General features: G+C 71.0%; 16 protein-coding genes. 11 read left to right on the top strand and 5 right to left on the bottom strand.

Features of this window, described 5'->3' with window-relative positions; genetic code table 11:
* The first annotated feature begins 333 nt into the window (after positions 1 to 333).
* The 3 genes from ACTJLD_RS39225 to ACTJLD_RS39235 all read left to right on the top strand — a co-directional run bounded on the left by ACTJLD_RS39225 (position 334) and on the right by ACTJLD_RS39235 (position 4,294).
* Complete coding sequence (locus tag ACTJLD_RS39225) at positions 334 to 1,806, top strand: benzaldehyde dehydrogenase (protein ID WP_440661475.1); 1,473 nt, start codon at positions 334 to 336, stop codon at positions 1,804 to 1,806.
* A gap of 14 nt (positions 1,807 to 1,820) precedes the next feature.
* A complete protein-coding gene (locus ACTJLD_RS39230) occupies positions 1,821 to 2,948 on the top strand; it encodes an NAD(P)-dependent alcohol dehydrogenase (RefSeq protein WP_091921738.1) in 1,128 nt (375 codons plus the stop codon).
* 176 nt (positions 2,949 to 3,124) lie between these two features.
* On the top strand, positions 3,125 to 4,294 hold the full coding sequence (locus tag ACTJLD_RS39235) for a helix-turn-helix domain-containing protein (RefSeq protein ID WP_440661477.1): 1,170 nt from the start codon (positions 3,125 to 3,127) through the stop codon (positions 4,292 to 4,294).
* A gap of 231 nt (positions 4,295 to 4,525) precedes the next feature.
* Here ACTJLD_RS39235 and iaaH read toward each other — a convergent pair whose 3' ends face one another.
* The 4 genes from iaaH to ACTJLD_RS39255 form a co-directional block, all read right to left on the bottom strand.
* Positions 4,526 to 5,983 (bottom strand): indoleacetamide hydrolase, encoded by a 1,458-nt coding sequence (iaaH, locus tag ACTJLD_RS39240; RefSeq protein WP_440661479.1) that lies wholly within the window; start codon positions 5,981 to 5,983, stop codon positions 4,526 to 4,528.
* 102 nt (positions 5,984 to 6,085) lie between these two features.
* On the bottom strand, positions 6,086 to 6,799 hold the full coding sequence (locus ACTJLD_RS39245) for a helix-turn-helix transcriptional regulator (RefSeq protein ID WP_440661481.1): 714 nt from the start codon (positions 6,797 to 6,799) through the stop codon (positions 6,086 to 6,088).
* On the bottom strand, positions 6,796 to 7,230 hold the full coding sequence (locus tag ACTJLD_RS39250) for a hypothetical protein (protein ID WP_136470644.1): 435 nt from the start codon (positions 7,228 to 7,230) through the stop codon (positions 6,796 to 6,798). The genes ACTJLD_RS39245 and ACTJLD_RS39250 overlap by 4 nt, the downstream gene beginning before the upstream one ends.
* A gap of 219 nt (positions 7,231 to 7,449) precedes the next feature.
* The gene (locus ACTJLD_RS39255) at positions 7,450 to 8,658 is read right to left on the bottom strand and encodes a sugar transporter (protein WP_027792550.1); all 1,209 of its coding nucleotides are present in this window, start codon (positions 8,656 to 8,658) and stop codon (positions 7,450 to 7,452) included.
* Positions 8,659 to 8,874: 216 nt separating this feature from the next.
* On the opposite strand from ACTJLD_RS39255, the gene ACTJLD_RS39260 reads away from it, so the two are divergent.
* Entirely contained in the window at positions 8,875 to 9,549 is a 675-nt protein-coding gene (locus tag ACTJLD_RS39260; RefSeq protein ID WP_021161534.1) for an HAD family hydrolase, read from the top strand.
* A gap of 90 nt (positions 9,550 to 9,639) precedes the next feature.
* Here the strand turns inward: ACTJLD_RS39260 and ACTJLD_RS39265 are convergent, their stop codons facing one another.
* Positions 9,640 to 9,882, bottom strand: coding sequence for a DUF6566 family protein (locus tag ACTJLD_RS39265; RefSeq protein ID WP_175865186.1), 243 nt, complete (start codon positions 9,880 to 9,882; stop codon positions 9,640 to 9,642).
* Between the two features lie 191 nt (positions 9,883 to 10,073).
* Here ACTJLD_RS39265 and ACTJLD_RS39270 point away from each other — a divergent pair, with 191 nt between their 5' ends.
* The 7 genes from ACTJLD_RS39270 to glgX all read left to right on the top strand — a co-directional run bounded on the left by ACTJLD_RS39270 (position 10,074) and on the right by glgX (position 23,166).
* Positions 10,074 to 10,769, top strand: coding sequence for an MgtC/SapB family protein (locus tag ACTJLD_RS39270; protein WP_027792547.1), 696 nt, complete (start codon positions 10,074 to 10,076; stop codon positions 10,767 to 10,769).
* The gene (locus ACTJLD_RS39275) at positions 10,766 to 11,104 is read left to right on the top strand and encodes a hypothetical protein (RefSeq protein ID WP_226181933.1); all 339 of its coding nucleotides are present in this window, start codon (positions 10,766 to 10,768) and stop codon (positions 11,102 to 11,104) included. Before ACTJLD_RS39270 ends, ACTJLD_RS39275 begins: the two co-directional genes overlap by 4 nt.
* A 265-nt stretch (positions 11,105 to 11,369) precedes the next feature.
* A complete protein-coding gene (locus tag ACTJLD_RS39280) occupies positions 11,370 to 11,858 on the top strand; it encodes a phage protein NinX family protein (protein WP_059687745.1) in 489 nt (162 codons plus the stop codon).
* 154 nt (positions 11,859 to 12,012) lie between these two features.
* A complete protein-coding gene (locus tag ACTJLD_RS39285; protein ID WP_440661485.1) occupies positions 12,013 to 15,402 on the top strand; it encodes a maltotransferase domain-containing protein in 3,390 nt (1,129 codons plus the stop codon).
* On the top strand, positions 15,402 to 18,815 hold the full coding sequence (gene treS, locus ACTJLD_RS39290) for a maltose alpha-D-glucosyltransferase (protein ID WP_059693490.1): 3,414 nt from the start codon (positions 15,402 to 15,404) through the stop codon (positions 18,813 to 18,815). The genes ACTJLD_RS39285 and treS overlap by 1 nt, the downstream gene beginning before the upstream one ends.
* Positions 18,812 to 21,019, top strand: coding sequence for a 1,4-alpha-glucan branching protein GlgB (gene glgB / locus ACTJLD_RS39295; RefSeq protein ID WP_060356991.1), 2,208 nt, complete (start codon positions 18,812 to 18,814; stop codon positions 21,017 to 21,019). The genes treS and glgB overlap by 4 nt, the downstream gene beginning before the upstream one ends.
* Positions 21,020 to 21,051: 32 nt before the next feature.
* Positions 21,052 to 23,166: a glycogen debranching protein GlgX gene (gene glgX / locus ACTJLD_RS39300; RefSeq protein WP_440661488.1), complete on the top strand. Its 2,115-nt coding sequence runs from the start codon at positions 21,052 to 21,054 to the stop codon at positions 23,164 to 23,166.
* Positions 23,167 to 23,169 lie beyond the last annotated feature (3 nt).

Raw genomic sequence — 23,169 nt, forward strand, 5'->3', positions numbered from 1 at the left:
CCCCCTTGCGGGTCGCCAACTACCGCTCCGACGAAGCGTGAGCTCAGGTGTCTTCCCACAGGTTTGCGCGCCGAGCCTTCAGACGCAGCGCACGTCGCACTACACCTGCCATAACCTGCCGAGTCCCCAGACGGCGTGCGGCACCAACCCGCACAACGACTGTTCAGTTTCCGCACACAAATTCGCAGATGCCCCCCATTCCACGCGCCCTCCGCGGGTGGGAAGAAACCCGGATAGCCCCGCTTCGCCGCGCCCGCCTACCCTCGCGCGCATGCCGGTCGACGCCCAGGCGAGAACCCCGATCCGGCCGATCCGAATTCCTCAGGAGCGTACATGGATAGCAGCAGCAACACGGCACTGTTCGACGCCGACATCTGGCACGGCAAGACTTTCAACGGACGCTGGCACGCCAGCCCGCACGCGGCCGACGTGATCGAACCCGCGACCGGCAACACGCTCGGCCGCATCGGCGTCGCGGACGGCGCAGCGGTGGCCGAAGCGTCGGCCGCCGCACATCGCGCACAGCCCGCATGGTTCGCGCTGCCGTACGACGAGCGCGCGGCCGTCCTGCGCCGCGCGGCCGCCGTCGCGGAAACTCACTTCGATGCGATCGTCGACTGGCTCGTGCGCGAAAGCGGCTCGACGCGCGCGAAGGCGTCGTTTGAAACGTCGGTCACGATCAAGGCGCTGCACGAAGCAGCCGGGCTGCCATCGCGCGCGGCCGGCGAAGTGCTGCCGTCGGTGGCCGGCCGGCTGTCGCTCGCGCGCCGCCGCCCGCGCGGCGTCGTTGGCGTGATCTCGCCGTTCAACTTCCCGCTGTACCTCGCGATGCGCGCGGTCGCGCCCGCGCTCGCGCTCGGTAACGCGGTCGTGCTGAAGCCCGATCCGCGTACCGCCGTGTGCGGCGGCGTCGCGATCGCCCGCGTGTTCGAGCTCGCCGGCCTGCCGGAAGGCGTGCTGCACGTGCTGCCCGGCGACGGCGCAGCCGGCGCCGCACTGGTTGCCGATCCGCACGTCGCGATGATCCAGTTCACCGGTTCCACCGCGGCGGGGCGCAAGGTCGGCGAAGCGGCCGGCCGCCATCTGAAGAAGGTCTCGCTCGAGCTCGGCGGCAAGAACTCGCTGATCGTGCTCGACGACGCCGACCTCGAGCGCGCCGTCGCCAATACCGCGTGGGGGGCGTATCTGCATCAAGGCCAGATCTGCATGGCGACCGGCCGCGTGCTCGTGCAGCGCGGCATTCACGACCGCTTCGTCGCGAAGCTCGTCGAGAAGGCGCGAAGCCTGCGCGTCGGCGATCCCGCGAGCGCGGACGTCGGCCTCGGGCCGCTGATCAATGCCGCACAGCTCGACCACGCGGCGAGCCTGGTGGACGCGGCCCGTCGCGCGGGCGCGCGCGTCGAGACGGGCGGCGGCCACCGCGACCTGTTCTTCGAGCCGACCGTGCTGAGCGGCGTCGCGCCGGGCAACCCGGCGTTCGACGAGGAGATTTTCGGGCCGGTCGCGGTCGTCGTGCCGTTCGATACGGACGAGGACGCCATCGCGCTCGCGAACCGCACCGAATACGGGCTGTCAATGGCGATCCTGTCCGCCGACGTCGGCCGGGCACTCCGGATCGGCGAGCGCCTGAACACCGGGCTGCTCCACATCAACGACCAGACGGTCAACGACGAAGTGATCAACCCGTTCGGCGGCGTCGGCGCATCGGGCAACGGCTCGAGCATCGGCGGCGCGGCAAACTGGGAGGAGTTCACGCAGTGGCAGTGGCTGACGATCAAGGGCGAAGCGCCGCTGTATCCGATTTGACAAGGAGACCGAACATGTACACCGAAAACGATTCACGCGCCGTCACCGCGGCCGTCGCGCGCGCGGCCGGCGCGCCCTTCTCGATCGAATCCGCCCGCCTGCGCGCGCCGCGCGGCGACGAGGTGCGGGTGCGCGTCGTCGCGACGGGCCTGTGCCACACCGACCTGATCGTGCGCGACCAGTACTATCCGGTGCCGCTGCCGGCCGTGCTCGGTCACGAGGGCGCCGGCGTGGTCGAGGCGGTCGGCCCGAACGTGAAGACGCTCGCCGTGGGCGATCACGTGGTGCTCACCTACGGCGCGTGCGGCCACTGCCCGTCCTGTGTCGGCGGTCACGGCGCGTATTGCCGGCACTTCTTCGGGCTGAATTTCGGTGGCGCCGACGCCGACGGACAGACCGCGATCCGCGACGAACACGGGCAGCCGCTGCACGATCATTTCTTCGCGCAGTCGTCGTTCGCCAGCTATGCGCTCGCACGCGAGAACAACGCGATCAAGGTGCCGCCGGAAGCCCCGCTCGAACTGCTCGGGCCGCTCGGCTGCGGGATCCAGACCGGCGCAGGCGCGGTGATCAATTCACTCGCCGTACGTGCCGGCAGCAGCTTCGCAAGCTTCGGCGCGGGCGCGGTCGGCATGAGCGCCGTGATGGCCGCACGCGTCGCCGGCGCGACGACCATCATCGCCGTCGACATCGTGCCGTCGCGGCTCGCGCTGGCGCTGGAGCTGGGCGCAACGCACACGATCAACAGCAAGGAAGTCGATGTCGTCGACGCGATCCGCCAGATCACCGGCGGCGGCGTCGACTACGCGCTCGAATCGACCGGGCTGCCCGCCGTGCTGTCGCAGGGAATCGAAGCGCTCGGCTCGCGCGGCACGATGGGCGTGGTCGGCGCGCCGAAGCTCGGGACAAAGGCGGAATTCGACGTCAACAACCTGCTGCTCGGCGGCCGTTCGATCCGCGGCATCGTCGAAGGCGACAGCGTGCCGCAGACGTTCATTCCGCAGCTCGTCCAGCTGCATCTCCAGGGGCGGTTTCCGTTCGACCGGCTGGTGAAGTTCTATCCGCTCGAACAGATCAACCAGGCCGCGGAGGACAGCAGCAGCGGCATCACGCTCAAGCCGATCCTGCGTTTGCCGCATTGAGCGGCGACACGCCCCCGGTCGCGGGGTAAATCGCGACCGGGGGCGCGCATGGGCCTCGTACGGCGGCGTAGCCGCCGCGAAAATACCGCGCCGCGGGCGCCGGGCTATATTACGCATTCGCGCGACACGCGGGCCGGCACGTCCGGCCCGAACCTTCGACCCCACTGGAGCGCAGCGTGAATACAGCCCCCGAATCCCCTGCACGGCCGGTCGACCTCGACCGGCTCCGCGCCCGCTTCGCGGCGGGCGAACCGCTGCCGGAAACGGCGTTGCCGGCTGGCGTCGCGCGCTCGTGGCTGCGTTCGCGCGACGCCGGGCTCCGGCCGTGGCAAACCGCCCGCTACGAAATGCAGCGCGAACTCGACGAATCGCGCGCGGACCGCCGGCTGACCCGCTGCGTCGCGCAGGAAATCGAGCAGTTGTGGGCCGCTTTCGGCGGCAGCGAGTGGACGATCTTCTGCGTCAATCCGCGCGGCACGATCGTCCACGCGCGGCGCAGCCCGCATTGCGACGACACGCTGCTGACGCCGATCGTCGCCGGGCGCCGGATCGTCGAGCCGAACATCGGCACGACCGCGCCGAGCTGCGTGATTCACGACGGCACCGAGGCGGTCGTCGCGGGCGCCCAGCACTATCTCGACGAATTCTCGCGCGTGTTCTGCCTCGCTGTGCCGCTGGTCGGTTTCGACGGGGAAGTGATCGGCGCGCTGGACATCACCGGCGTCGGCCGGCGCAATGTCGTGCAGTTGCGCGAGCAGTTCCGGCATGCGGCGCTGTCCGCCGAGCAGCGGCTGTATGCGATGCTGCGCGACTGCCATCTGCTGCAGGTGCAGTACGATCCGCGCTGGCTCGGCACACCGCTCGCGGGCGTCGTCGCACTCGACGCGGCGGGCCGCGTGCGCGCGGCGAGCCGGCTCGCGCGGCAGATGCTCGAGCTCGCGCCTGCCGGGCCGATCGAGCCACACGATCTCCGGCAACTCTTTCCCGGCGCGACGCCCGCGCAGCAGCGTCGTTTGCTGACACCGGCGCGTACGCCGCAGCGGATCGCGCGCGACGACGGCAGCCACATCTGGGTGCGGGCCGTGCGCGCACCGCTCGACCGGGCGACGATGCGGCGGCAATCCGATGCGCTGGACGACGCCGCCGACGTGTGCGGCACCGCACCGGCCGCCAGCCCGCAGGCGAGCCTGCACGAGCAGTCGCTCGACGCGATCCGCCGTGCGGTCGACGAGTACGACGGCAACGTGTCGGCCGCCGCGCGGCAACTGGGCATCTCGCGCACCACGCTGTATGCGAAGCTCAGGCAGCTCGATGCAGCGGGAATCACGAACGCCGGCGCGCATTGATACTGCGTGCGGCGATGGCGCCTGCGCCCCCGCCCGCCTCTCGTGCGGCCGCAACGTGAACCACACGATCCCGACCGCGCCGCCCCCACCGCCCAAGGTGCCGATCCACGGCCGTTCGGCGTCACGGGAATTCGCCGGTCGTGCATGCCGAAGCCGGCTTCGCGGCGAGCGCCTCCGGCTTCGGCAATTCGGCCGCCGCCCCGTCCGCGTCCCCGGCGCGGCAACATGGCATCAGCCCGGATAACCGCCCAACCTGCCCTCGACCCCGAACCCGTCGTCCGGCGCCGGCAGTCGCCCGAGCACCCGCTCGACCTCCAGCGCGACCGCGATGAGTTCGCGATCGGTGCCGGCCGCGCCGTCCAGTGCGAGGCCGACCGGCAGCCCGTCCGCCGTCAGGCCGGCCGGAACGGTCATGCCCGGCACGCCGGCATTGCTGCCCGGCTCGGTATTGCGGATGTAGGTCGAGAACACCGAAGCGGTTTCGCCGTTGAGCATCATCGTGTCGCCCGCCGGGATGGGGCACGCGGTGGCGATCGTCGTGGGAAAGACCAGCGCGTCGGCGCCGCTGTCGGCGAGGCATTGCCGATATGCGGCACGCGAACGCGTACGCCGGTCGAGCGCGGTGCGGTAGGCCGCTTCGCCGATCCCGTCGGGGCCGGTGACATGGCGGGCGATCTTCGCGACGTCCGGGCTCCCCACGTTCGCGACGATGTCGTCGACCGACAGGTCGTAGCCGTTCTCGACCAGGTACGCGTGCATCGACGAACGGAATTCGTACATCGCGATGACGGCCGGCTCGTCGTCGAAGAACCCCGGATAGTCGTTCAGGTCGAGGTCGACACATTCGAATCCCGCCTGCTCCAGCTTCGCCACCGCGGCATTCGCGACCGCGTCGACGTCCGGCGCGAGGCCGCGCCAGAACGTCGTGCGCGGGACGGCCAGGCGCACGGGGCGCGACGCGCTGCGTGCCGGCATCGACGTCGGCGCGCCGGTGCCGGAGAGGATCGCGTCGAGCAGCGCGATGTCCTCGACCGACCGCGCGATCGGGCCGACGGTGTCGCGCGTGCGCGAGATCGGCGCCACGCCGCCCGACGGGTAGCGCCCCACGGTCGGCCGCAGGCCGACGGCGCCGCACAACGCGGCCGGAATCCGGACCGAGCCGCCGGTGTCCGTTCCGAGCGCGGCGGGCACCACGCCCGCGCCGACCAGCGCGCCCGAGCCGCTGCTGCTGCCGCCCGGAATCCGGTTGAAATCGTACGGGTTGCGTACCGCGCCGGTGACGCGGTTGTTGCCCGACACGCCGAATGCCAGCTCGTGCAGGTTGGCCTTGCCCGCGATCAGCGCCCCGTGCGCGAGCAGCCGCGCCACGACCGGCGCGTGCTGCGGCGGCACGCGGTTGTGCAGCGCCAGCGTGCCGTTGCCGGTCGGCAGGCAGGCGGTGTCGATGTTGTCCTTGATCGCGATCGGCAGGCCCAGCAGCGCGTGCGGGGTGGCCGACGTCGCGAGGTCGCGGTCGCAGCGGGCCGCTTCGGCGAGCAGCCGCGCCTCGTCGACGCACGTGAAACCGTTCAGGTAGCGCCAGCGTGCGTGCCGCTCGATCAGCGCGTACGCGTACTCGACACAGGAAAACGCCCGGCGCAGGATCGCGTTCCGGACTTCGGTGAGCGTCAGGGTTTCCAGGGTGGCCATCGTCGTCGTTCCTCGTCACGGGGGATCGCTACAAGGTAGGGTGTGCCGATTTTGACGGCCATCATCACAATGGATGACCCCGGCCGACGGCCGCGCCACCGGTCACGCCAGCGCGGCGGCCAGGCTCGCGCGGTTGGCGACGCCCTTCTTCGCCATCACGCGCCGCAGATGCGTGCGAACCGTCGACAGCCCGATGCCGAGCGTGCGCGCGACGTCCTTGTCGGTATAACCGGCGGCGACGAGCCGCGCGACGTCGCTCTCGCGCCCGGTCAGCCCCGCGCACGCGTGGCGCCGCCGCAGCAGCGCGCGCCGGAAAAACGGCTCGATGCCGTTCAGCAGCAGCTTGTCGCGCTCGGTGAAATCCGGCCGCCCTTGCGCGCGCCAGATGCGCAGGTCGCCGACGTGTGTCGCGCCGTCGAGCGCATAGACGTTGATGCCGTGATGCATGCCTTCGCGGCGCAGGAAATCGTTGTAGAACTCGGTTCGTTCCAGCTCGCGCCGGCTCACCACCTCGTCGACGCAGGTCGCCACGCCGCGCGCGCGCAGTTGCGGCGTGACCGGGTCGATATGCTGGAACCACGCTTCGTACCGTGCGATCTGCTGCGGATCGACGTTGTACGCGAACCCGTTGCGCCACAGGCCGGTGTGTTCGTCGCAATCGAACGACGCGGCGAAATCCGCGCGGATCAGCTGCGTGATCGCGGGCAGCACGACCGTCCGCACGTCGACGACCGGCCCCAGTTCTTCCAGGCGGGCGACGATGTCGCCGAACAGCCGGAGCTCCTCCGGCGTGATGTCGGAGACGGACAGGTTCATGACGCCGCCGCGACCGACGCCTGCCATAACGCGGCCACGCCGGCGTAATCCCTGACCTTGAACGCCGAGCCGTCGCGGACGTGAACCCAGCCGAGCGTGCGCTCGGCGAGCGGCTTGTCGTGGTCGTCCGTCGCGATCTTGACGATCGCATGCGCGCGGACATGCACGAGACCGTCCGGATAGTCGGACGACGGGTTCGCGAGCGTCACCGTCACGAACGGGCCGAGCTCCTGAAGGAGCCGGGCGGCCGGCGGCTGGTCGGCCATCAGCAACGCACCGCCCTTCACGCGGTCGTCCACGCGGATGGCCATGCCGCCCGGCCGCCGCTGCGCGGCGGTCGGCAGCGACATCCACAGCACGTGGCCGGGGTTCAGATAGACCTCGTCGGGGTCGCCCATCGCGTCGCGGGTTTCAATCCGGGCTATCGGCATGCAGGGTCTCCAGTCGAATATCGGGCACCGCGTGCGGGTGCGGCGGCACCATGATGCCGCAATTTGCCGGCGTTCCGCGTGTCTTGCGACGAAGGGCGCGGCCGCCCGTGGCAGGGCAACCGCGCCGCGCGCACGCGACTTGCCGCCTTGCCTGCGCGCCGTCGGTTCGCCCGTCCCTGTTCGTGCGGGAAGCAAATGCCCCGGGCCGGGCCGCGGTCGCTACCCGCCGGTCGCCGCTGTCGGCTCCGCGTCCGCCCGTTTCGCGTGAAGTCGCAACGCGAGCCACGCGATCCCGACCGCGACCGCGCCGACCACGCCGCCGAAGGTGCCGACCCACGGCAACCCGAAGTCGCCGGCGATATGGTTGCCGATCAGCGCGCCCGCGCCGATGCCGACGTTGTACAGCCCCGAGAAGATCGACACCGCGAGGTCGGTTCCCTCCGGCGCCAGCTTCAGCACCCACGCCTGCATGGCCAGGCCGAAACAGACGATCGCCCCGCCCCACACCAGCGTATGCACGGACAGCGTGACGATGTTCAGCGCGCACGGGAACAGGATCAGCAGGCATCCCGCGAGCGCGACGATCGACCCGAGCAGGAAGTCGTCGGGACGGTGCGGATAGATGCGGTTGAAGCAGATCGCCGCCGGTATGCCGGCGATGCCGAACAGGATCAGCACATACGTGATCCGGCTGCTGCTCGCGTGGTTGACGCTCTGGACGAAGGGCTCGATGTACGTGTACGACGTGAAGTGCGCGGACACGACGAGCACGGTGATCGCGTACAGCGCCACCAGCGCGGGCCGGCGCAGGAACACGCCGACGCTGCCGAGCGACCCCGCGCCCTGGCTCGGCGATACCGGCAACGTGGCGCGCAGCAGCAGCAACGCGACGGCCGCCGCGCCGGCGATGATCAGGAACGTGACCCGCCAGCCGAACGTCTCGCCCACCACGCGCCCCAGCGGAATGCCGGCCACCATCGCGATCGCCGTGCCCATCGCCAGCAGGCTGAGCGCACGGCTTTTCCGGTCGCTCGGTGCGAGGCGCACGGCCAGCGGCACGGAAATCGACCAGAACACCGCGTGCGCGCACGCGATGCCCAGCCGGCCGACCATCAGCACCGCGAAATTCCACGCGACGCCGGTCACGACATGACTGCCGATGAACACCAGCAACGCCACCGACAGCAGCTTGCGGCGCTCGACATGGCGCGTGGCCAGCGTCAGCGGCAGGGACACGACGGCCACCGCCCACGCATAGATCGTCAGCATCAGGCCGACGTCGGTCGCCTGCATGTGCAGGCTGTCGCCGATCGCGCTGAGCAGCGCGACGGGCACGAATTCGGTGGTATTGAAAATGAAGGCGGTGAGGGCCAGGGCCAGTACGCCCCACCACGAGTGCCTGGAACTGACTGCGTCCGGTGTTGCCATACGTGGATTCGACGAGACGAGGGTTGGGGGCGCGCGGCGCGGAGAACCCGGCCCGGCGATCGCCGCGATTGTACCAGCGGCGCCTGACGCGGCGCGGCGCGGGGTGGCCGCGGGACATGGTCATGACATGGCCTTGCGCCGATAATGTGCGGCACGCTTTCACGACCCGTTCGCTCGACCTTTGTCCGCTCGCCCCCGGCGAGCCAGGAGATTCACATGCGCATTGAAACGTCATTTCTGTTCGATCTCGACGGCACGCTCGTCGACAGCGTCTATCAGCACGTGCTCGCGTGGAAGGAGGCGCTCGATGCCGAAGGCATCGAACTGTCGGTGTGGCGCATCCACCGCAAGATCGGCATGAGCGGCGGCCTGTTCCTGAATCAGCTGCTGCGGGAGACGTCGGGCAACCTCGACGCCGAGCGCGTCGAGCGCCTTGCCCGCCTGCATGCGGCCGCGTACCAGCGGCTGCGCGCGCAGGTCCGGCCGCTGCCCGGCGCGCGCGAATTGCTGGCCGCGCTGTCGGCGGCGGGCATCCGCTGGGCGATCGCGACCAGCGGACGGATGGAAACGGCCGCCATCAACCTCGAGGCGCTCGGCGTCGATCCGGCGAAGCACGTCGTGGTCACGCGCGACCAGGTCAAGTACGCGAAGCCCGACCCCGACCTGTTCCTGACGGCCGCCGCGCAACTGAACGTGCCGATCGAACACACGGTCGTGGTCGGCGACAGCATCTGGGACATGCTCGCCGCGAGCCGCTGCCGCTCGCTCGGCGTCGGGCTGCTGTCGGGCGGTTACGGCAGCGACGAGCTGGAACGCGCGGGCGCGCTGCGCGTGTACGACGATCCGGCCGATCTGCTGTGGCATCTCGACGAGATCGCGGCGCGCCCCTGAACCGCCTGCCTCGCCGACGGCGCCTGCGCGGGATCGCCGTCGGTTTCGCCGGCCACGCCGTGCCGTAACGCCACGCGGCCGCCGAGCGGCTCAGTCGTCGTCCACGCGCTTGTCGATCAGGTACCGACCCCGCTCGACGCCCGCGCGCAGCGCGTCGACCTCGGTCAGCCATTCGGGGCCGGCCGGCTCCGGCACGATCAGCTCGATGCGCGCGCCGCCGACATACACCTGCACCTCGTCGCGCCACGCGCCGCGTTCGTCGCGCCGGGCCCAGACGAGGATTTCGTGGCCGCGATACGGGTCGCGAACCTGTGCGTCCTGGTGATGTTGCATGGTGGCCTCCTGTCCTTATCTGCGATTCCGATGCAAAAAATGCGCGCCGCGTGACCACCGCGCGCGCGGCGAACCTTGTGCGCACGCGCCGTGCCCGGCCGGCACGCGGCTTGCGTGCCGTTGCGTATCGACCGTATCGACAGTCTTGACCGTTCCGGGCCGCCTCGCGCGGGCCGCAAGGATTTCCCATCATGATCGGCCACCTCGAACTTCTCGGACGCCTGCTGCTGGCCGCGCTGCTCGGCAGCGTGATAGGGCTCGAACGCGAACGCCTGAACTGGGCCGCCGGGCTGCGCACGCACATGCTCGTATGCGTGGGCTCCGCGCTCGTGATGCTGGTGTCGACGTTCGGCTTCGAAGACGTGCGCGGGCAAAACGGCGTCGTGCTCGACCCGTCGCGGGTCGCCGCGCAGGTGGTGTCGGGCATCGGCTTTCTCGGCGCGGGCTCGATCCTGCTGCGCGGCGAAGTCGTGCGCGGGCTGACGACCGCCGCGAGCCTGTGGGCGGTGGCCGGTGTCGGCCTTGCCGCGGGCGGCGGCATGGTGGTTGCGTCGGTCGGCGCGACGGCGATCGTGCTCGCGATCCTCGCGGGCGTGAAGCCGCTCGAGCGCCGCTTCATCGCGCAGCGCCAGCAACGCACGCTGCAGCTCGTGGTCGAGCGCGGCGGCCTGACGCTCGGCACGCTGCACGAAGCGCTCGGCCCGGGCCGGGTGCGCGTGAAGCGGTTCATCGTCCAGCAGTCGGACGACGATCCCGACACCGACGACATTTCCGTTTCGTTCTCGCGCACCAGCGGACCGGAATTCGCCGCCATCTGCGAAACGCTGCAAAGCATCGCCTGCGTACGGACCTGTCAACCCGATACCGCGTCAAGGAGCTTCGCGTGACCCGCGCCGACCTGCTCTCCCATCTCGTGTCGTGCCAGCTGGCCGCGCGCATGCGGTCCGGCGCATGGCTCTCGACCCGCCAGCTCGTGGACGCGCTGCGCGCATGGCTCGCCTGCCATCGCGCCGAATGCGGATGGCTCGAGCGGATCAAGATCGCGGACGCCTCGACGACGATCGCGCAAGGCATCTACGCCATCGCGGTCGCGCACGGCGATCCGGCCAGCGGCGAACGCGTGCGGCTCGATGCGGATTCGCCCGAACTGCAGGCGCTGCGCGCCCGCTGCGACGCGCTGCTGCAGCATATCGACGGCGACCGGGACGTCGACGCGCGATGATCGTGCGGGACCGCGCGACACGCGCCACGCGCCGACGCGATGGCCGACGGCGCCCCGCACGTTCCCGACCGTGTGCCCCGGTGTTCTCGCTGGCCCCAATCCGGGCCCATCCGGGGCGAGCTGCCGGCCGACGTGGCCGTGCATCGCAGCGTGCGCGCGCAGAATGCGTCCGCCCACTATCCGCCGGTCGCACGAATGCGCGTGACGCCCGCAGCGGGCACGTCGCTTGCGCGGTGAGCCGGTTTCGACCGGACGGAGCCCACCCATGCGAACCGACGCCCTCGACGGACAGGCACTCGACTACTGGTGCGCCCGCGCACTGTGCGTGGACGACGAAGACACGCTGCGCTTCACCGCCGTCACGCCGACCGTCGTCGTGACGGCCGCCTGCGACGCGTTCCGGCACCTCGATGCCCCGTTCACGCCATCGACATCGTGGGCCGACGCCGGCACGGTACTCGACCGCGTCGACGATCTGCGGATCACCCGCCACGGCGACGACGTCGAATGCGACGCCACCTTCGCCGACGGCCCGTCGACCTGCGGCGCGCACGCCCGCGATGCCCGCGTGGCGCTGCTGCGCGCGTTCGTGCGCGCGCGCTTCGGCGACGAGATCGACCCGCCGCCGCCGTTCGCGCACCGGATCGAACACGGCGCCGTGGTGCGCTACGACCCCGGCGTGCCGCTGCCCGACGCGGACGACGATCGCGGCACGGGCGACAGCACGGACATCCGCTCGATACCGCGCATGTAAGTGCATGCATGTACCCGGCGCTCATGTAAAAACGACAGTCCCGGCACCGGCCGGCTTCCCGCACGCGCCTTGCCCGGCGGGACACCGCCCGGCGGGCACGCGCGTTGCGGCACATCGGCGCTATCGACTGCCGCCACCCGCCCCGCGCCACGCCATGGACTCCACGCCGACCTTCGCCCCGCATATCTATTTCTGCGACGCCCGCCTCGTCGGGCCGCTCGACGCATGGCCGCAGACATTCGCGCACATCGCGGGCATGGGCTTCGATCACGTGCTGGTCGGCGGCTTCTGGGCGGCGAGCGTCGCCGGCTTTCCGCGCCACGTGGCCGATTTCCGGCGTCCGGCCCAATCGTTCGCGACGCGTGCAAGCGCACTCGAAACCTTCTCGCGGCTCGCGCAGCTCGCGCACGGCCACGGGCTGCGCCTGCTGCTCGAAGCCGTGCCGGACCGCATCGCGCGCGACAACCCGCTGCGCGCCGAACATCCGGACTGGTACGTCGAGCGCACGCACGACGACGCGCTGATCGATCCGCGCGGCACCGCGCACGCGCTGGACGTCGCCCACGCGAACCTCGACAGCGACGCGGTACGCGACGGGCTTTCCGCGTGGTGGTGCGCGCACCTCGGCGCATTCGCCGATGCGGGTGCCGCCGGCTTCCTGGTCGACGCGCCGCATCATCTGCCGGCCGACTGGTGGCCCGGCTGGCGCGTGGCGCTGCGCCGGGCGCGCCCGGACGTCGCGGTGCTCGCGGGCGTGCCCGGCCATGCGCGGGACGCGCTCGCGCAGCTCGAAGGCACCGGGTTCGACGCGGTGTTTTCATCGGTACGCTGGTGGGACCTGCGCGCGCCGTGGTTCGTCGACGAGCACCGGCTGCTGCGGCGCATCGGCTCGCCGATCGCGTTTCCCGACGCGTTCGACGGCAAGCGCCTCGCCGACGACTGGCCCGACGCGCCGGACGATACCGTCGCCCGCGCCTATCGCCGCGCGCTGTGGACGGCCGCGGCCGTCGGCACCGGCTGGCTCGTGCCGATGGGCTTCGAACGCGGTGTCACGGTGCCGCTGATGGCGCGCGACGCCGATGCGGCGCGCTACCGCGCCGCGTTCGAGCGCGCGCGCTTCGACCTGTCCGGCGCGATCGCCGATGCGAACGCGTGGCGCCGCGCCACGCCCGTCGCGGCCGCGCGCGGCGAGATCGTGCAGCTGAGCGCGCCCGGTGCGGCGGCGACCGCGCTGCTGCGCGGCATCGGGCCGTCGCTCGAACACGACGAAGCCGCGCTGCTGATCGCCCTGAATCCCGATCTCGACGCGGCGGCAACGGTCGACCCCGCGACGATCCTGCCCGGCGTGCCGGGCGGCTTCACGCGGGTCGTCACGCACGACGGTGCGCAAGCCAATTCGCCCGCCGCGCTCGAACCGTTCACGCTCGAACCCGGCGCATACGCGCTGCTGCATGCGTGGCCGGCACCGCCCGCCACGACACGCGCCGACGCCGCGCGCGAGCGCGGCGCGCTGTCCGCCGCGCTCGCGGCCGACCGGATCGCGATCGAGCACGTCGAGCCGTCGGTCGACGGCGGCCGCTTCGCGGTCAAGCGCGTGATCGGCGAGACGCTCGTCGTCCATGCATCGATCTTCACCGACGGGCACGCGCATCTCGCGGCCGCGCTGCAGTGGCGCGCCGCCTGCGACGACGACTGGCGCGAAATCCCGTTCGAAGCCGAACCGAACGACGGCTGGCACGCACGCGTCACGCTCGACCGGCTCGGCCGCCATGAGTTTCGCGTGATCGCGTGGCGCGACGACTGGGCGTCGCTCGTCGACGATGTCGCGAAGAAAGACGCGGCCGGTCAGGACGTGACGCTCGAACTGCGCGAAGCGCAGCTGCTGCTCGCGACCGCGCTCAGGCTCGCCGATCCGCTCGATGCGCGCGCGCTCGCGCGGATGGAACAGCTGGCCGCCGGGTTCAAGGACGCGCCGGCCGACGCGCGGCTCGCGCAACTCGGCGCGGCGCCGCTCGCCGATGCGTTCGCGGCGCTGCGCTACCGCCCGTTCGTCACGCACACGACACCCTTCCCGGTCGACGTCGAGCGCCGCGCGGCGCGCTTCTCGAGCTGGTACGAGATGTTTCCGCGCTCGGCGAGCGACGATCCGGACCGGCACGGCACGTTCGACGACGTGATCGCGCACCTGCCGCGCATCCGCGACATGGGTTTCGACGTGCTGTATTTCCCGCCGATCCACCCGATCGGCACGACCGCGCGCAAGGGGCGCAACAACAGCCTGACGGCCGGCCCCGACGACGTCGGCAGCCCGTATGCGATCGGCTCGCCGGACGGCGGCCACACGGCCGTGCATCCGCAGCTCGGCACGCTCGAATCGTTCCGCGCGCTGGTCGACGCCGCGCGCGGTCACGGGCTCGAGATCGCGCTCGATTTCGCGATCCAGTGTTCGCCCGACCATCCGTGGCTCGCCGCGCATCCGGGCTGGTTCGCGTGGCGGCCCGACGGTTCGCTGCGCTTCGCGGAGAATCCGCCGAAGCGCTACCAGGACATCGTGAACCCCGATTTCTACGCGCCCGACGCGTTGCCCGACCTGTGGCTCGCGCTGCGCGACGCGATACTGTTCTGGGTCGACGCGGGTGTGCGGATCTTCCGCGTCGACAACCCGCACACGAAGCCGCTGCCGTTCTGGGCGTGGATGATCGACGACGTGCGCGGCCGGCATCCGGACGTCGTGTTCCTGTCCGAGGCGTTCACGCGGCCGGGGATGATGTATCGCCTCGCGAAAGTCGGCTTCTCGCAGTCGTACACGTACTTCACGTGGCGCGAGTCGAAGCGCGAATTCATCGACTACCTGACCGAGCTCACGGCCGGCCCCGCGCGCGAGTTCTTCCGCCCGAACTTCTTCGTCAACACGCCCGACATCAACCCGCGCCACCTGCAGAACGCGCCGCGCACGCAGTTCGTGATCCGCGCGGCGCTCGCGGCGACGCTGGCCGGGTCGTGGGGGATGTACTCGGGCTTCGAGCTCGGCGAATCGGCGCCGCTGCCGGACAGCGAGGAATACGCGAACGCGGAGAAGTACGAGCTGCGCGCGCGGGACTGGCGCCGCGCCGCGCACATCGGCGCCGAGATCGCGCGTCTGAACCGCGCGCGGCGCGCTCACCCGGCACTGCAGACGCACCTCGGCATCACGTTCGCCGACGCGGACAACGACGCGGTGCTCGTGTTCGTCAAGGCAACGCCGGCGTTCGACAGCGTGGTCGCCGTCGCGATCAGCACCGACCCGTGGCATCCGCAGGTCGCGAACTTCACGCTCGACGCATCGCTGTGGCGCGGTTTCGGGCTCGTCGACGGCGAACCGCTCGACGCGCTCGAACAGGACGCCACGCACGCTCAAACCTGGCGCGGGCATCGCCAGTACGTCTCGCTCGATCCGCATGTGCGGCCGTATGCGATCTGGCGGCTCACGCCGTCTCCAGGCGCCGCGCGGGCGGCGGCGCGCGAACCGGGCGACGCCCGGCCCATTTCGGGAGCCCATGGATGATGAAACGCGAAGATTCCCTCGACGACGTACGTCGCGCACAGTTCCCGTCGCTCGAGCCGGCCGGCACGCCGCGCCGGCGCCGCGCGCGCCGCCGCGCACCGGCACTCTGTGCGGACGATCCGCTGTGGTACAAGGACGCGATCATCTACCAGGTGCACGTGAAGTCGTTCTACGACTCGAACAACGACGGCATCGGCGATTTCCCCGGCCTGATCGCGAAGCTCGACTACATCGCCGAACTCGGCGTCGACACGATCTGGCTGCTGCCGTTCTACCCGTCTCCGCGCCGCGACGACGGCTACGACATCGCCGATTACCGCGACGTGCATCCCGACTACGGCACGCTCGCCGACGTGCGGCGCTTCATTCGCGAAGCCCATGCGCGCGGCATCCGCGTGATCACCGAGCTGGTGATCAACCACACGTCGGACCAGCATCCGTGGTTTCAGCGCGCGCGCCGCGCGAAACCGGGCTCGAATCACCGCGACTACTACGTGTGGTCCGACACCGACACGAAATACGCGGGCACGCGGATCATCTTCCTCGATACGGAAACGTCGAACTGGACCCACGACCCGCTCGCCGGCCAGTACTACTGGCACCGCTTCTATTCGCACCAGCCCGACCTGAACTTCGACAACCCGGCCGTCGTGCGCGAGGTGCTGCAGGTGATGCGCTTCTGGCTCGACCTCGGCATCGACGGGCTGCGGCTCGACGCGGTGCCGTATCTGGTCGAGCGCGAAGGCACGAACAACGAGAACCTGCCCGAGACGCACGCGATCCTGAAGCAGATCCGCGCGACGATCGACGCCGAGTACCCGAACCGGATGCTGCTCGCCGAAGCGAACCAGTGGCCGGAGGACGTGCAGGAGTATTTCGGCGACGAGAACGAATGCCACATGGCATTCCACTTCCCGCTGATGCCGCGCATCTACATGTCGATCGCGAGCGAGGACCGTTTCCCGATCGTCGACATCATGCGGCAGACGCCGGCGCTCGCGCCGAGCAACCAGTGGGCCGTGTTCCTGCGCAACCACGACGAGCTGACGCTCGAGATGGTCACCGACTCCGAGCGCGACCTGCTGTGGCAGACCTACGCGAGCGACCGGCGCGCGCGGCTGAACCTCGGCATCCGGCGCCGGCTCGCGCCGCTGATGGAACGCGACCGGCGCCGCATCGAGCTGATCAACTCGCTGCTGCTGTCGATGCCCGGCACGCCGGTGATCTACTACGGCGACGAACTCGGGATGGGCGACAACATCCATCTCGGCGACCGCGACGGCGTGCGCACGCCGATGCAGTGGTCGTCGGACCGCAACGGCGGCTTCTCGCGCGCCGACCCCGAACTGCTCGTCTTGCCGCCGGTGATGGGCTCGCTGTACGGCTATGACGCGGTCAACGTCGAGGCGCAGACGCGCGACCCGCATTCGCTGCTGAACTGGACGCGCCGCATCCTGTCGACCCGCCGCGCGTCGCAGGCGTTCGGGCGCGGCACGATCCGCTTCCTGCGCCCGGAGAACCGCAAGGTGCTCGCGTACCTGCGCGAGCTGGACGGCCACGATCCGGTGCTGTGCGTCGCGAACCTGTCGCGCGCGTCGCAGGCCGTCGAACTCGACCTGTCCGGGTTCGCGGGCCGCGTACCGATCGAGATGACGTCGGATTCCCCGTTTCCGCCGATCGGCCAGCTCCCGTATCTCCTCACCTTCCCGCCGTACGGCTTCCTGTGGTTCGTACTCGCCGAACATGGGCGCGAACCGTCGTGGCGGCAGCCGCACGCGGAAGCGCTGCCCGAATACGTGACGCTCGTGATGCGGCGCGGCGAGGCGCGGCCGAACCTCGAGCAGCTGCACACGCTCGCGCACGATGCGCTGCCGTCGTGGCTCGCGCGGCGGCGCTGGTTCGCGTCGAAGGACCGCACGATCGGCGAAGCCAGGCTGAACGTCGTCACGCCGGTGCCGGGCGAGCCGTTCGAGTATGCGGAGGCCTGGGTCGAAGCGGGCGCGCAGCGCGACGTCGAACGCTACGTCGTGCCGCTCGCGGCCGCATGGGGCGGCGAGACCTCGCAGCCGCTGTTCACGCAGCTCGCGCTCGCGCGCGTGCGGCGCGGCCACACGATCGGCTACCTGACCGACGCGTTCGCGCTGCCGGCGTTCGCACGCGGGATGCTGCGCAAGCTGCGCGACGGCGCCGTGGTGCCGACCTCCGACGGCGGCCGCCTCGCGTTCCTGCCGGAAGACGCGCTCGCCGCGCTCGACCCCGGCGACGACGCCGAAGTGCGCTGGCTCGCGGCCGAGCAGAGCAACAGCTCGCTCGTGATCGGCGACGCGATCGTGCTGAAGCTGGTGCGCAAGGTCGCGCACGGCGTGCATCCGGAAGCGGAAATGAGCCGCTACCTGACGCGGATCGGCTACCCGAACACCGCGACGCTCGCGGGCGAAGTCGTGCACGTCGACCCGGACGGCACGCCGCACACGGTCGCGATCCTGCAGCGCTATGCAGACAACCAGGGCGACGCGTGGACGCGCTCCTTCGACTTCCTGCGCCGCGCGGTGGACGAACTCGCGCTGCCGGCCGCGGACAACGACGAAACCGACGAAGCGGACGAGGAACCGGAAGCGCTGCTCGGCTACGCGGCGTTCGCGGGCATCATCGGCACGCGGCTCGGCCAGCTGCACGTCGCGCTCGCGCAGCCGTCCGACGACCCCGCGTTCGCGCCGGAGCGGGCGACGCCCGGCCATGTCGACGGCTGGTGCGCGGACGCGATCGCGTCGTTCGAGCAGGCGCTCGACGTGCTGCACACGCGGCTCGATGCGCTCGATCCCGCGATGCGCGCGGCGGCCGACACGCTGCTCGCGTCGCGCGACGCGGCCGTGCGGGCCCTCGGCGCACTCGTGCCGCGCACGCTCGACGCGCAATGCATGCGGATTCACGGCGACTTCCATCTGGGGCAGGTGCTCGACGTGCAGGGCGACGCGCTGCTGATCGACTTCGAAGGCGAGCCGGCGCGCCCGCTCGAGCGCCGCCGCGCGAAGTCGCATCCGCTGCGCGACGTGGCGGGCCTGCTGCGCTCGCTGTCGTATGTGAGCGCGACCGCGCAGTTCGCGATCGAGAAGGCGCCGCCGCAGGCGGCCGGCCGCAAGCGTGCGCTGTTCGACCGCTTCGGGCAGGCCGCCGCCGACCGTTTCGTCGACTGCTATCGCGCGGCCGCCGACCTCGCGCCCGCACGCTTCGTCGATCCGCGCTACGCCGACCGCCTGCTCGCGCTGTTCCTGATCGACAAGGCGTCGTACGAGCTGTGCTACGAAGCGGCGAACCGCCCCGACTGGCTGAGCGTGCCGGTCGGCGGGCTCGCGGCGCTGGTCGAACGGCTGCTCGACGACGGCGGCGCATCCGACGACGGAGGCACGCGATGACCGATACGCTGTTCGAACGGTCCGACATCGACGCGCTGCTCGCCGGACGTCATCCCGATCCGTTCGCGTGCCTCGGCCCGCACGGGCAGACCGGCCGGACCGTCGTGCGCGCGCTGCTGCCCGGCGCGACCGGCGTGCACGTGCTGTCGCCCGACGGCGACGAACTCGGCACGCTCGACTGCGTCGATCGCGCCGGCTGCTTCGCGGGAACGATCGCGCGCAACGGCGGCGTCCCGCACTACCTGCTCGCGGTCGACTGGCCGGACGCGCGGCAGGTGATCGACGATGCGTACGCGTTCGGCACGCTGCTCGACGACGCGACGCTCGCGCGCCTGTCGGCCGGCGATCCGGCCGCGGTGCTCGACTGCCTCGGCGCGACGCCGCTGCGCATCGACGACACCGACGGCGTGCGCTTCGCGGTCTGGGCGCCGAACGCGCAGCGCGTGTCGGTGGTCGGCGATTTCAACGCATGGGACGGCCGCCGCCATCCGATGCGGCTGCGGCAGCCGTCGGGCGTGTGGGAGCTGTTCGTGCCGGGCATCGGCGCGGGCGAGTGCTACAAGTACGAGCTGCGCGCGGCCGACGGGCGCGTGCTGCCGCACAAGGCCGACCCCTGTGCGCGCGCGACCGAGGCGCCGCCGCGCACGGCGTCGGTCGTCGCCGACGTCGCCGCGCTCGACGCGTTCGCGTGGCACGACGAGGGCTGGATGCACGCGCGGCCGCGTGCCGACCGCTACCGCGTGCCGTGGTCGATCTACGAGGTGCACCCGGAATCGTGGCAACGCGTGCCCGACGAGATGAACCGCAGCGCGACGTGGGACGAACTCGCCGAGCGGCTGATTCCGTACGCGCGGGGCATGGGCTTCACGCATATCGAGTTCATGCCGATCGCCGAGTACCCGTTCGGCGGGTCGTGGGGCTACCAGCCGCTCGCGCAGTTCGCGCCGTCCGCGCGCTTCGGGCCGGTCGACGGCTTCGCGCGCTTCGTCGACCGCGCGCATGCGGCCGGCATCGGCGTGCTCGTCGACTGGGTTCCCGCGCATTTCCCCGACGATCCGCATGGCCTGGCGCAGTTCGACGGCACGGCGCTGTACGAGCACGCCGACCCGCGCGAAGGCTTGCATCCCGACTGGCACACCTGCGTGTTCAACGTCGGGCGTACGGAGGTCGGCGCGTTCCTCGCCGCGTCGGCGCTCGCGTGGGCGCGCCGGTATCACGTCGACGGCATCCGCGTCGACGCGGTCGCGTCGATGCTGTACCGCGACTATTCGCGCAAGGAAGGCGAATGGGTGCCGAACGTGCACGGCGGCCGCGAGAACCTCGAATCGGTCGCGTTCCTGCGCATGCTGAACGACACGCTGCACGGTGCGGCCGCGCCGGCCGGCGTCGTCACCGTCGCGGAGGAATCGACCGCGTGGCCGGGCGTCACCGCGCCGACCGGCGACGGCGGGCTCGGCTTCGACTTCAAGTGGAACATGGGGTGGATGCACGACACGCTCGCGTACCTGCGCGAAGACCCGGTGCACCGCCGCTATCACCACGACCGGATGACGTTCGGGCTCGTGTACGCGTTCTCCGAGCGCTTCGTGCTGCCGCTGTCGCACGACGAGGTCGTGCACGGCAAGGGCTCGCTCGTCGCGAAGATGCCGGGCGACGCGTGGCAGCGGCTCGCGACGTTGCGCGCGTACTTCGGCTTCATGTGGGCCCACCCCGGCAAGAAACTGCTGTTCATGGGCAGCGAATTCGCGCAATGGGCCGAGTTCGCGCACGACGCGACGCCGCACTGGGACCTGCTCGACGCGCCCGCGCATCGCGGCGTGCAGCGGCTCGTGCGCGACCTGAACCGCACGTACGCGGCGGAACCGGCGCTGCATGCGCTCGACTGCCACGCGGCCGGCTTCTCCTGGCTGATCGGCGACGACCGCGACAACAGCGTGTTCGCGTTCGCGCGCCGCGACGACGCCGGGCACCTCGTGGTCGCCGTCTGCAACTTCACGCCGGTGCCGCGCGCGGCCTACCGCATCGGCCTGCCCGCCCCCGGGCAGTGGCGCGAACTGCTGAACACCGATGCCGCCCCGTACGGCGGCACCAACGCCGGCAACGACGGCGCCGTGTGGGCCGAGGCCGTGCCCGCGCACGGCGAGGCGTGGTCGGCACTGCTGCGCCTTCCGCCGCTCGCGACACTGTGGCTGACCCCCGCCTGATTACCCGCGCCCTCGACACGGAGATCCGCCCCATGCCGACCGCCCTGCCCGCCCGTCTCGAATCCGGCCGCAGCTATCCGCTCGGCGCGACCTGGGACGGCCTCGGAACCAATTTCGCGGTGTTTTCCGCGCACGCGCAGCGCATCCAGCTGTGCGTGTTCGATCCGACCGGCCGCAAGGAACTCGCGCGCCTCGACCTGCCCGAATGCACCGACGAGGTGTGGCACGGCTACCTGCCCAACGCGCATCCGGGCACCGTGTACGGCTTTCGCGCGGACGGCCCGTACCAGCCGCAGCACGGCCATCGCTTCAATTCCACCAAGCTGCTGCTCGACCCGTACGCGCGCAAGCTGGTCGGCCAGTTCCGCTGGTCGGACGCGCTGTTCGGCTATCGCGTCCATTCGAATCGCGCGGACCTGTCGATGGACCGCCGCGATTCGGCGCCCGCGATGCCGAAGTGCGTGGTGGTCGACGAGGCGTTCGACTGGAGCACCGACCGGCGCCCGCGCGTGTCGTGGCGCAACACGGTGATCTACGAGACCCACGTGCGCGGCACGTCGATGCGCCGCGCCGGGTTGCGCCCGCCCGAACGCGGCACGTTCTCGGCATTCGCGCATCCCGCGTTCATCGATCACCTGCTGTCGATCGGCGTGACGACGGTCGAGCTGCTGCCCGTCCACGCGTTCCTGCAGCAGCGCGCGCTCGTGAACCGCGGGCTGCGCAACTACTGGGGCTACGACACGGCCGCGTTCTTCGCGCCGGAGCCCGCGTATCTCGCGACGCGGCGGCTCGACGAGATGCGCATCGCGATCCGGCAGCTGCATGCGGCCGGCATCGAGGTCGTGCTCGACGTCGTCTACAACCATACGTGCGAGGGCAACGAGCTCGGCCCGACGCTGTCGTGGCGCGGCCTCGACAACGCGAGCTACTACCGGCTCGTGCCGGGCGACCAGCGCTTTCATGTCGACGAGACGGGCTGCGGCAACACGCTGAACCTGTCGCATCCGCGCGTGGTGCAGATGGTGATGGATTCGCTGCGCTACTGGGCCACCGCGTTCAACGTCGACGGCTTCCGCTTCGACCTCGGCGTGACGCTCGGGCGCGAGGCGCACGGCTTCGATCCCGGCGCGGGCTTCTTCGACGCGCTGCGGCAGGACCCGGTGCTCGCGCAGCGCAAGCTGATCACCGAGCCGTGGGACCTCGGCCCCGGCGGCTACCAGCTCGGCCGCCACCCGCCCGGCTTCGCCGAGTGGAACGACCGCTTTCGCGACACCGTGCGGCGCTTCTGGCGCGGCGACGCGGGCCAGCGGCCGGAGCTCGCCGCGCGGCTCGCCGGGTCGGCCGACCTGTTCAACCACCAGCGGCGCCATACGTGGGCATCGGTCAATTTCGTCACCGCGCACGACGGCTTCACGCTCGCCGATCTCGTCTCGTATTCGGCGAAACACAACGAAGCGAACGGCGAGGACAACCGCGACGGCCGCGACGACAACTGCAGCACGAACTGGGGCGCCGAAGGGCCCACCGACGATGCCGCGATCCGCGCGGTGCGCGCGCGCGTCGCGCGCTCGATGCTCGCGACGCTGTTCACCGCGCTCGGCACGCCGATGCTGGTGGCCGGCGACGAGTTCGGCCGCACGCAGCACGGCAACAACAACGCGTATTGCCAGGATAACGAGCTGTCGTGGCTCGACTGGGACCTCGCTCACGGCGACGAAGCCGTGACGCTGATGCGCTTCGTGTCGCGGCTCGCCGCGCTGCGGCGCATGTATCCGGTGATGTCCGCGCCGGGTTATCCGTCGGGCGACCGCGACGCCGCACCGGGCATGGCCGAGATCGACTGGTTCGACGAGCGCGGCGCCGCGATGACCGTGCCCGCGTGGCAGGACCGCGAACGCCGCGCGCTGACGATGCGGCGTGTCGGCACGGGCCGCACCGGGCGCACCGAGGCGCTGCTGGTGATGCTGAACGCGTCGTCCGAGACGATCGTGTTCGCGCCGCCCGCGCCGGTGCTCGAATACCGCGTGCTGGTCGACACGGCTACGCCGGACGCCGGCCCGCGCAACTGGCCGGCCGACGGGCTCGACGTCGCCGCGCATGCAGCCGCGATCGCGGTGGCCGCCGTGCCGCCCGACCCGCCCTCCTGAGGA

Source organism: Burkholderia sp. 22088, assembly GCF_052045915.1.
Classification (GTDB): Bacteria; Pseudomonadota; Gammaproteobacteria; order Burkholderiales; family Burkholderiaceae; genus Burkholderia; species Burkholderia cepacia.